Origin of the sequence: Roseburia sp. 1XD42-34, from assembly GCF_009917385.1 — a bacterium.
Lineage (GTDB): Bacteria > Bacillota > Bacilli > Bacillales > Amphibacillaceae > Virgibacillus.
In genome coordinates this window covers 1-11,379 of record NZ_QWLJ01000065.1, presented here as the reverse complement: position 1 = coordinate 11,379, position 11,379 = coordinate 1, and the positions used below count along the sequence as shown (strand labels likewise).

Genomic DNA, 11,379 nt, shown 5'->3' with positions numbered 1-11,379 from the left:
GTGTGGTAACTTGATTCTACAAGAAAAGGTCTTCCTTTTTCTATTTATTCATTTACACAAATTATTTTACGCTCTCTAATGAAAATATATTTGATATTTTTCAATACTTTAAAATAGATAATCTCATAATATGTGTGAATAAGATGGCTCTGTTTTTCCTTTTCAGCTCCCCTAATTGTAATCTCCTAATGCGTCCGTAACGAATGGACGCATTATCGCTTATGTAAAGGGTCTTCGTTCTTCGGATATAATGGCAAAGCCAAGTGGATAAGAGTGCGTAATAAAGCCAATAACGCTTTTAACGCACTCTAATTTATTGGGCTTTACTCATTATATCTACGAACCACTTGATAGCTATCGCTACTTGCGCCACTTGACAATAATCGATGCGGAGATTGTTGGAATGGTGACCAAAAAGGTCAAAATAACAAGAGAGGTTGATCGAGATGGAAACCATTTTAGAGATTGTACGTATCGAACAAATTATTTGTGAAGCTGAGGGGGGAGTGAACTATATGATTAAAGGTCCAAAAGATGGAGCAGACATTGCTTCACGATTTATTGGACGTGATGATCGTGAAGTATTCTTTGTTATGTGTTTAAATACGAAGAATCATGTTGTAGCAGTTCATCGTTGTCACATTGGTTCATTAAATGCCTCAATAGTACATCCACGTGAGGTGTTTAAATCAGCTATACTGAATAATGCAGCAAGCGTTATTGTAGCGTATCAGCATCCAAGTGGTGATATTGAACCATCGATGGAGGATATCAACGTAACAAAGGGATTAGCAGAAGCAGGGAAGCTACTAGGGATTGAAGTATTAGATCATTTAGTAGTAAATAACGAAGGTAAATTCACTATCTTAAAAGAGAAAGGGCATTTTTAAAAGGGAGGAAACTCCCTTTTTTCTTCAAGCATCTACATGTAACAGGTGTCGATTGAAAAGTAAGAATTAATTTATGGTAGAATGTAATTGTAGGTATAAAGTATATAAAATAAGACTTTAAGAGATTAAAATATAAAAAATAAATGAGATACCAATATTAACTTTAGGAGTGAATTTTCATTGAATCAAGACAGATTAAATAACTTAAAGAAAAACTTATGGGAAACAGCAGATGAATTACGTGCGAATTCAGGTTTAAAAGCATCGGCGTACTCAATCCCTGTACTTGGATTAATTTTTTTAAAGTTCGCAGATGCAAAATATGAAGAATATGAAGATGAAATTATGAAAGAGTATAAAGCGTTAAAAGGTGGAAGACGTGAAAAAAATATTGAAGAGATTGCAATTGAAAAATGCGGGTATTACTTACCTGAACAATCACGTTTTTCATATTTACTTAATTTAAATGAAGAGGAAGATGTCGCAAATAAAATTAAGGATGCAATGGAAGGTATAGAGGAATACTCGCCAGAGTTTGTAGGCGTCTTACCAAAAGATAATTATCATAATCTAAATGCTGAAGATAATAATAAAATTTTAAATAGGTTACTCAGAAACTTTAACGACATTCCAACCGATAGTGAAAGTGATATTTTCGGTGAAGTGTATGAATACTTTCTAGGAGAATTTGCATTAGCTGAAGGTCAAGGTGGGGGGGAATTCTATACACCAAGAACTGTCGTACGTTATATGGTTGAGGTTTTACAACCAATGGAAGGTAAGATATTAGACCCTGCTTGTGGTTCTGGTGGTATGTTTGTTCAAACAGCTCATTATGCCCAAGAACATAAAGTAAAGAATGGTGGAACACCTTTAAATCTAAGAGCATATGGGGTAGAACGCACTGGTGAAACGGTTAAATTAGCAAAAATGAACTTGTTTTTAAATAATATACGTGGAGAAGTAACAGAGGCAAATTCATATTACGCTGATCCATATAATTCATTTGGTAATTTTGATTACGTATTAGCGAATCCTCCATTCAATGTTGATAATATAGAATTAGATTTAGTAAAGGATCAAAGAAGATTTAATACATATGGTGTGCCTCAAACTAAAGGTAAAAAGCCAAAAGTACCAAATGGTAATTACTTATGGATCAATCAATTTGCCACTGCATTAAATGAAAGAGGGAAAGCATCACTTGTTATGGCAAATTCTGCTTCAGATGCAGGACATAGCGAAAAGGAAATCCGCAAATCTTTAATAAAAGATGGTATTGTTTCCCAAATGGTTGCACTTCCATCAAATATGTTTAGTACCGTCACTTTACCCGCAACATTATGGTTCTTTGATAAACAAAAGAAAAAGAAAGATGAAATACTATTTATTGATGCCCGCAACATATTTACTCAAGTAGATCGTGCATTAAGAGAGTTTTCTGATGAACAAATTAAAAACTTAGCAATTATTAACCGTTTATATGAAGAAGATAGCGAAAGTTTTTATTCACTTATTAAAGAATATGAAAATAGTAGAGATAATGCGGACTCAGAAGAAGGTAAGAAGTATTTCCAAAAACAAATAGATTGGTTATTAGACCGTTTTCCAGAAGGGAAATATCAAGATGTCATAGGCTTATGTAAAGTGGGTAAGTTGGATGGTGAAGATGGAATTATCGATCAAGATTATTCATTAAATCCTGGAAGATATGTGGGTGTTGTCATTGAAGATGATGGCATGACAGCTGAGCAGTTTAACGAAAACTTATCTAATTTAAATGAAGAGTTTAAACAATTAAATGAAGAAGCAAAAGAATTGGAAGCACAAATTGAAAAGAATTTAGATAGTTTGGTGATTGAATATGAGTAAGTTGAAAGAGTATAGAATATCAGAATTAGGGGAAATTGGAAGAGGCAGATCTAGGCATAGACCTAGAAATGATAAAGTATTGTATGGTGGAGAATATCCTTTTATTCAGACGGGGGATGTGAAAAGAGCAAACTTTTTTATAACAGAACATACAGCTACATATAATGAAGTAGGATTAGCTCAAAGTAAGATGTGGGAAGAAGATACATTATGTATAACTATTGCGGCCAATATAGCGGATACCGCTATATTGAAATACCCTGCTTGTTTCCCCGATAGTATAATTGGCTTTCAATCATATAAAGATAAATCAGACGTTAGGTTTATTAAGTATTATTTTGATATTTATAAAAAGCACATGGAATCAATATCTATGGGAGCTACTCAAAATAACCTAAGTGTAGCGAAATTAGAAAGTTTGACGTTTAAAGTGCCAAGCATAAAAGTTCAAAAACAAATCGCAAATGTTCTTTCTACATACGATAAATTAATTGAAAATAATAATCGTAGAATAGAAGTTTTAGAGCAAACAGCGGAAGAGATTTATAAAGAATGGTTTGTGCGAATGAGATTTCCAGGGTATGAAAATACAAAATTTGATAAAGGGATACCTGAAGGATGGGAATTGAAAAAGGTTGATGACATAATTTCGTTTGATATTGGTGGGGGTTGGGGTAAAGATTCCCCGGAAGAGGATTTTACAGAAAGAGCCCATGTTATCAGAGGCACTGATATACCTAGCATGAAGTATGGTGAAATTAATCATGATCTATTAAGATTTCATAAAGAAAGCCAATTAAGAAACAGAAGATTACAAACTTCAGATATAATCTTCGAAGCTTCAGGTGGAAGTAAAGATCAGAGATTAGGGAGAACATACTATATTACTGATGAAACTTTATCAATGTATGACCATGATGTAATTTGTGCAAGCTTTTGCAAGGTAATAAGAATTGATGAAAAATATCTATCATGGTATTTTAATAATTATTTAAATTATGCGTACACAACGGAAACCTTGTCAATATTCGAAGTGCAGTCAACTGGAATATCTAATTTTGGCTTTACTAAGTTTAAAAAACATCATCAAGTTTTACTGCCGCCTGCAGACTTAATGAAACGATTTTTTGAATTAACATATAACATGTATATTGACGCACAGAGATTGGGAAGAAAAAACCAAAATCTGAAAAAACAACGTGATCTTCTTTTACCACGTTTAATGAACGGTACAATCGAGGTGAAATAGGAGGGATAGTATGAGGAAGGTAATTACTGAAGATATGATTGAGCAAGCATGTATTCAGGTATTATCGAAAAATGAATATTATAGTTTTATTAATGCAAACATCAATGCGAATAAAGTGTTTTCTTCATTAAATGTATTAGAAAATGAAAATGATGGAACAGGGCGTTCTCATATACAAGAAGTAATTCTACCAAAGGTGTTTTTTGAGAGCTTGCAAAATCTAAATCCACATATACCAAAACATCTATTGAAAGACATTGTACAAGACTTTAGACGGCCGTTTACGGATAAAGAACTTGAGGTTGTTAACTATGAACGATATAGACAGCTAAAAAATGGGGTCCATGTAGAATTCGAAAAAGATGGTAAGAAACAATATGAAACGGTACGTATAATTGATTTTAATACTGCCTCTAATAATACGTTTACACTTGTTTCTCAAATGTGGATTAAAGGAGAAACTCAACATCGTAGACCCGATTTACTTTTATTTGTGAATGGATTGCCTATTGTTTTTATTGAGCTAAAAAATTCAGACGTTAAATTAAAAACTGCATATGATAAAAACTTACAAGATTATATTCGTGATATTCCGCAATTATTTCATTTTAATCAATTGAGCGTTCTATCAAATGCATCTGAAACGAGAATAGGTAGTTTTACAGCCAATTACAATCACTTTTTCGAATGGTTACGTTCAACAGAAGATGACACTATAAATCGTCAACAAATACGTTCTGAGGGAACAAGTATTCAATATTTGTTAGAGAATCTTTTGAAACACGAAACGTTACTCGACTATGTTGAGAATTTTATTTTATTTGAAAATAAAAGAATGAAAATATTGGCTAAAAACCACCAATTCTTAGGTGTTAATAATGGAGTTGAATCCTTTAAAAAACGTAAAGAATTAAACGGTAAACTAGGTGTATTTTGGCATACTCAGGGAAGTGGTAAATCTTATTCAATGGCGATGTTTATTAATAAGATTAACAGAAAAACAACCGGAAATTTCACATTTTTAATGGTTACTGATCGGCAAGGTTTAGATGATCAGCTGTATAAAAACTTTCTAAGAACAGAAACAGTCACAGAAGAGGAATCGGCTAATCCTAAAAATGGTGCAGAATTAAGAGGTGACTTACAAACGAATAAGCCATTCTTATTTACACTCATACAGAAATTCCGTTATGACAAAGGGAAGGACTATCCGGTATTATCTGAGAGGGATGATATTGTAGTCATTGTAGATGAAGCACACCGTACACAATACAAATCATTAGCGCAAAACATGAGAACAGCTTTACCAAATGCTCAATATATTGCTTTTACAGGTACTCCATTGTTAGGTTCAAAACGTCTTACGAATCAATGGTTTGGAGACTATGTTAGTGAATATAACTTTGCTCAGTCAATCGAAGATGGATCAACAGTACCTTTATATTATTCAAGAAGAGTTCCTGAAGTATGGTTAACGAATGACTTTTTAGAAGATGACTATTTAGAAATCATTGAAGATGAAAACCTAACTCCTGAAGAGGAGGAAAAGCTATCTAACCATTATTCAAAAACGAATGAGGTATTAAAACGTGATGACCGTTTAAATATTGTAGCAAAAGATATTGTTGAACATTTTCCTAACAGGGGATATTTAGGTAAAGCAATGGTTATATCCGTAGACAAATTCACTACTGTACGTATGTATGACAAAGTAAAATATTACTGGAATGAAAAATTAAAAGAATTATACCAAAAACGTTCGAGTGCTCCTTCAAAAGAAGAACGAGAACGAATTAATAATCAAATAAAATACATGCAAAAAGTAGAGATGGCTGTCGTTGTCAGTGAAGATGGCGATGAAGATGAAAAGTTTAAAAATGAGGGACTAGATTTTAAGAAACACCGTGAACGCATGAAATACATTGATGAAAATGGGCATGACATAGAAGATAATTTCAAAGATCCTAATAATCCATTATCACTTGTTTTCGTTTGTGCGATGTGGTTAACGGGATTTGATGCACCAAATACGTCAACTATTTATCTAGATAAACCGATGAAAAGCCATACATTAATGCAAACAATTGCACGGATTAATAGGGTGTTTCCAGGAAAGAACTCTGGATTGATTGTGGATTATCTCAACTTATTTAAATACATGAAGCAAGCCCTTGGTGATTATGCAAATCCTGATAATGATGAAAACATGCCTGTAAAAGACATTGAGGAACAAGTTAAATTATTAGAAGATGTTATTCAAGAGACAAAAAGTTTTTGTAATCAACTAAACGTAAATTTAGATGCAATACTGCAAAGAAAAGAAACGTTTGACCAGATTGACCTCTTTCAGCAGTATACGAATATCTTACTAGATAAAGATGAGAATCATGAGGAATTCAGGATTTATGTGAATTTGTGTAAGAACATATATGAAGCTTGTAAACCAGAAATATTTGAATTTGATTGGAAAAATAATTATCTATCTATTATTTTTTATCTAGGTGATATGATTAAAGCATCTGTTAGAGAAGAGAATATTGACAGTGCGAAAATAGCACTTAGTAGAACCTTAGATTTAAGCGTACAATCTAAATATGTTAAAGAAGATACAGGAGAGAATAAGTACGAAGTTACAACAATGAAAACATTAAATTTATCAGAAATAAATACGGATGATATTCGTAAAACAATCAACGAGTCTCCTTATAAAAACATAGAAATTCAAGAATTGAGATCATTTATTGAAGATAAATTGAGCAAACTTCTAGAAGATAACAAGACGCGTACTAATTTTGTAGAGCGATATAAAGAGTTAATTAATCGCTATAATGCAGGAAATTCAACAAACGAAGACTATTACGAAGACTTAGTAGATTTTGTAGATAATTTAAAACAAGAAGATGAACGCCATGTTAAAGAAGACTTGACGGAAGAAGAGCTTGAAATATATGACTTGTTAAAGAAAGACAAGTTAACGAAAAAGGAAGAAGAAAAAGTGAAGCTGTCTGCTAAGAAATTATACGAGTCTATTAAAAATGATCAAAGTAAAACGAATGTCATTGATTGGTATAAAGATGAGCAACCTAGACAAGCTGTTAAATTTGAAATAGAAGAATTGTTAGATGAAACATTACCAGATAGCTACGATAAAGATACGTTTAATTTAAAAACAGAAGTTATTATGACGCATTTAATGGAAGAAGCTATGATGGAGAGTGCTGTTTTATAGTAAATAATAAATTGACAAGAAATTAATGATTTTCAAGCATCAGCAGAAATGTTGATGCCTTTTTTATAGTATAGATAATATAGTTGAGAAGGGGATATACGGATGAGTGTAGAGATTGTAAAGCAATTGAGAAAAAGAGCGATAACAAAACAAGTTAATTTCCTTTTAGGATCCGGGACATCAGTACCCGCTATTCCATTAATGGGTGCATTTCGTGATGTAAATGACAAGTCGGCTAATGAGCAGTTATTTGAACGTGTTCAGGAAGTTAGTAAAAAATTATTAATTAAAAATAAGTGTGAACTGGCAGAAAAAGATGTTTATACAGCTTTGGGGAACTATCAAAAATTTATAGAGAGCATTGTTTCTATACTTAATTTGTCTAATTCTCGACAGACACCAAAAAACGTGAATGTTTTTACAACTAATTATGATTTATATATTGAAAGAGCAACTGATCAAATTTTAAAAAAGTACAAGTTGGTGTTTAATGATGGAGCTACTGGATATTTTGACCGTTACTTAGACAGTTCCAATTTTAATAGAACAGTTTCATATAAAGGGTTAAATGATAATTACATCAATGAAATTCCGTCAATAACGTTGATAAAGCCACACGGTTCAATCAATTGGGAAAAGCAAGATCAAAATATTGTAATTAAAAATGAGGTGGTTGAAGAGCCAATTATAGTCAAACCAGATGGATATGAGGCATCAACTACTTTTGAAAACAATCATTTTCATGAAATGTTGCGTATTTTTCAAATGGAATTAGATAAGCCCCAATCAGTTCTATTTGTTATTGGTTTCTCTTTTCAAGATAAACATATTGCAAAAATGGTTAAACGAGCAGTACAAAATCCTGAATTAATGGTATACGCATTTGGATTTACTGATAATGATAGGAGAACTTACTTAGACAATTTAAATTTTGAAAACGAAAGACCGAATTTTAGAATATTGACACCTAAAGATTTTGATGAAGCTTATACTAATAAGCATACTGAAAATACAAATGATGAAAAGTGGTTTAGCTTCACTCTACCAAACCTAACGAATATATTGAATGGTATTAAATTGGAGGAATCCAAAGATGATAACGCACAGTAAAAAGTTAGGTGTGATTGTAGGAGTTGAGGGAGATGTGTCACAAGTTGGTATGTACCACATGACAAATGAAGCAGAATTTATATGGTATGGAGATATTTTGACAGGACCTAAAATAGGAGCATATCTAACTATTAATCAAAATGAAGTTAAAATTATTGCAACAGTTTCGACAGAGAAAATTATAGATCAACAAAATACGATTAAAAGTACTGAATTCGATAATCGATATGCAAAGAATTCTATTAATCGTATCATCACTTTAAAAGTAAAAGGAGTAATTAATGAAGATGTTTTTGAAGTTACTAGTCAATACGTACCAATGATTGGGAATGAAGTAACTTTAACAACTCAAGAAGAATTAAAAATTATTTACGGCGTTGATAATATAGAGGAGACAATCTTGATAGGGGAGTCAATTTTAGAAGGCCAACCGATTCGACTACCTATTGATAAATTTTTTGCATCGCATATTGGTATATTTGGTAATACGGGCAGTGGGAAATCCAATACACTTCATAAATTGTTTTTAGAGCTTTTTAGAACAAAGTATTATGAAAACATTATCAAAAAGTCACAATTTTTTATCATAGATTTTAATGGAGAGTATATAGGTGAAAATATGTTTGCGGTTAAAGAAGGAGATAAAGAGATATTTGAGGTTAATACAAGAAGTGAAGAGAAAGGACGTAAGTTACCTGTAAAAGAAAATTATCTATTTGATGCTGATATTTTATCTATTTTATTTGATGCTCGCCCAGCAACACAGGTACCTTTTCTTCGTGTAGCATTGAGGACTTACAAAGAAAAAGTAAAAGATGCTGATAGCTTTGCGAGTATTGAAATCGGATTGTTAATGTCAATCATTAAAGGAACAAAAAGTGTAGCGGCGGATGCACTTGATAATTGGATTGCTGCCGCTGAAGATATTGGAGTTGATAGTAAGGTATTACAAGGTCTTGAAGATAACTCTGTGAAAAATAATTTTGGAAATTTAGAGATTAGATCAAAGACAAACACAGACATAATGATTCTTAAAGATGGGCAAATTACAATTGAAGGGAAGCAGGAATTAAAAATCGATGATATAGAACATGAACTTAAGAGCATATTTTTTAGTGCGAGTCCAATTCAAAAACTTAATTATTTTCTTCAATTTCAAAAAGTTTATGTATCAGCATGGAAATCAGCAAATATCGAGCATATAAACCCATTGTTTAATAGGATACGAACATCATTTGATAGCTTGGAAAAAGTTATAGAAGTTCGTGATGATATTTCTGGAAGTTATAAAGCGATGAATTTAATATCTCTTGTTCATGCAAATCAAGAAATTACTCGTTTAATTCCTATGTTAATATCAAAAATGATTTATGATGAGCATAGATATAGGGTTTCAATTCAGAATGCTAAAGAAACTAAACATTTAATCATTGACGAAGCACATAACATTTTAAATGCGGAATATAGAAATACAGGAGATGACTGGCAGGATTATCGTTTATCTGTGTTTGAAGAAATTATTAAAGAAGGTAGAAAGTTTGGGTATTACTTAACACTTGCAAGTCAGCGCCCAGCAGATATATCTTCAACAATATTGTCTCAAACCCACAATTATTTAATTCATCGACTTGTAAATGATATTGATTTACGTATGTTAGAAAATACTATGCCCACTCTTGATAAGAGCTCATTTCAAATGATTCCGAGTCTTGGAAAGGGCGAGGTAATAATAACTGGGAACGCAATGCAGGTACCAGTATTTGTGAAAATTCCTAAGGAAGAAATTATTCGCCCTAATAGCGATGATATTATATTAACAGATTTATGGGGTGGGAATTCTGCCGAAGCTTAATCTAGTTAACAACAATCATCGCATACTTATCATTAAAAAAGAGGTGTATATATGTCGGTATATGCTTGTATAGATACAGAAGGAAAAGTAATAAAAAACGCAAACAATTTAACACATGCAGATAAATCGAAATATAATTTTTATTGTATAAATGAAGATTGTAGAGTTAAATTATCTTTAAATATTTATCAAAATGCTAATAATAGATTTAAAGCTAGTTATGATAACGAGAGTCATATTAATAATTGCTGGGCTCATCATGAGGCAACTAAAACGGTTGTTTATCCATCAAAAAAAAGAGACTTAGATGAGATAGTAAATAACCTTATGAAATCTATTAATAAAAAGGATAGGGAAAATAAAATTGAAAAGAAGTATAGTAGGAATAACGGAAATAAACAAGTGACTCATCGAGAAATGTCGACACTTCGTGACATACATTTATATTGTAAAGCGCACGATATTAATGAGTATTTATACGACAAGCAAATAAAACATATATTTCTAGATAATAGATCTGAATATATTTATACGAAATATATGGAGGAAGGTAATAAAATAGTATGTTACAATATGAGTCATTATAAACCAAATGAAAAGTTCGTAATAAAATATAATGGATTGACTCTAAACATTTATTTTGAAAATAATAATATATATACTAAGGTTCAAAATAAACTTGATTTGAAAGGGAAATCTCTATCGAATATAGTGATATTATTTGCTGGTGAATGGAGAAAAGAAAGAGATTCTGTATATTATACCGTAATAAAAAATCCAAAGCAGATATTGCAAATCACATAAAATGTTAAATAGGAGAAATGCTTAGAAAATTGATGGGTATGTAATATATTCAACCAGCATCTTTTGGTTCAAATTGGTTCAAGTGCTATCAATTTCAGTCAATTTTAATCAATCCCTATCCATCTATAATTATGTGAAGTATTGATACAGAAGGATTGTGCTTGATTGACTATATATGAAATTCACCTTGATATTTCTCAAAACGTTAAGATATCGAGATTTAAAAACCCCCGACCACAACGTGAAGTGACCCCACAAAGTTAGACAGATAATTTTACTAAGCAGCTATTAAGGTATGAATTCGGTATTGTACCGGGCTCAGGCCTTTTAGTTTTGCCTTGATTCGTTTGTTGTTATCGTATTCTATATATTT

8 protein-coding genes are annotated in these 11,379 nt (G+C 31.7%); 7 read left to right on the top strand and 1 reads right to left on the bottom strand.

The genetic code is table 11. From position 1 onward, the window contains the following. Positions 1–446: 446 nt before the first annotated feature. The 7 genes from D1839_RS19540 (at position 447) to D1839_RS19510 (ending at position 11,006) form a co-directional block, all read left to right on the top strand. Complete coding sequence (locus D1839_RS19540) at positions 447–890, top strand: JAB domain-containing protein (RefSeq protein ID WP_120381453.1); 444 nt, start codon at positions 447–449, stop codon at positions 888–890. A gap of 180 nt (positions 891–1,070) precedes the next feature. After that, the gene (locus D1839_RS19535; RefSeq protein ID WP_120381452.1) at positions 1,071–2,762 is read left to right on the top strand and encodes a type I restriction-modification system subunit M; all 1,692 of its coding nucleotides are present in this window, start codon (positions 1,071–1,073) and stop codon (positions 2,760–2,762) included. Further along, positions 2,755–4,011: a restriction endonuclease subunit S gene (locus tag D1839_RS19530; protein WP_120381451.1), complete on the top strand. Its 1,257-nt coding sequence runs from the start codon at positions 2,755–2,757 to the stop codon at positions 4,009–4,011. Before D1839_RS19535 ends, D1839_RS19530 begins: the two co-directional genes overlap by 8 nt. A 10-nt stretch (positions 4,012–4,021) precedes the next feature. Continuing rightward, on the top strand, positions 4,022–7,240 hold the full coding sequence (locus D1839_RS19525; protein WP_120381450.1) for a type I restriction endonuclease subunit R: 3,219 nt from the start codon (positions 4,022–4,024) through the stop codon (positions 7,238–7,240). A 102-nt stretch (positions 7,241–7,342) separates the two neighbouring features. After that, complete coding sequence (locus D1839_RS19520) at positions 7,343–8,350, top strand: SIR2 family protein (RefSeq protein ID WP_120381449.1); 1,008 nt, start codon at positions 7,343–7,345, stop codon at positions 8,348–8,350. Then, a complete protein-coding gene (locus D1839_RS19515; protein WP_120381448.1) occupies positions 8,334–10,202 on the top strand; it encodes an ATP-binding protein in 1,869 nt (622 codons plus the stop codon). The genes D1839_RS19520 and D1839_RS19515 overlap by 17 nt, the downstream gene beginning before the upstream one ends. 51 nt (positions 10,203–10,253) lie before the next feature. Then, a complete protein-coding gene (locus D1839_RS19510) occupies positions 10,254–11,006 on the top strand; it encodes a hypothetical protein (RefSeq protein WP_120381447.1) in 753 nt (250 codons plus the stop codon). 277 nt (positions 11,007–11,283) lie between these two features. Here D1839_RS19510 and D1839_RS19505 read toward each other — a convergent pair. Beyond that, positions 11,284–11,379, bottom strand: a 96-nt coding sequence (locus D1839_RS19505) for an IS3 family transposase (protein ID WP_147358301.1), incomplete at its 5' end; no start/stop codon positions are given.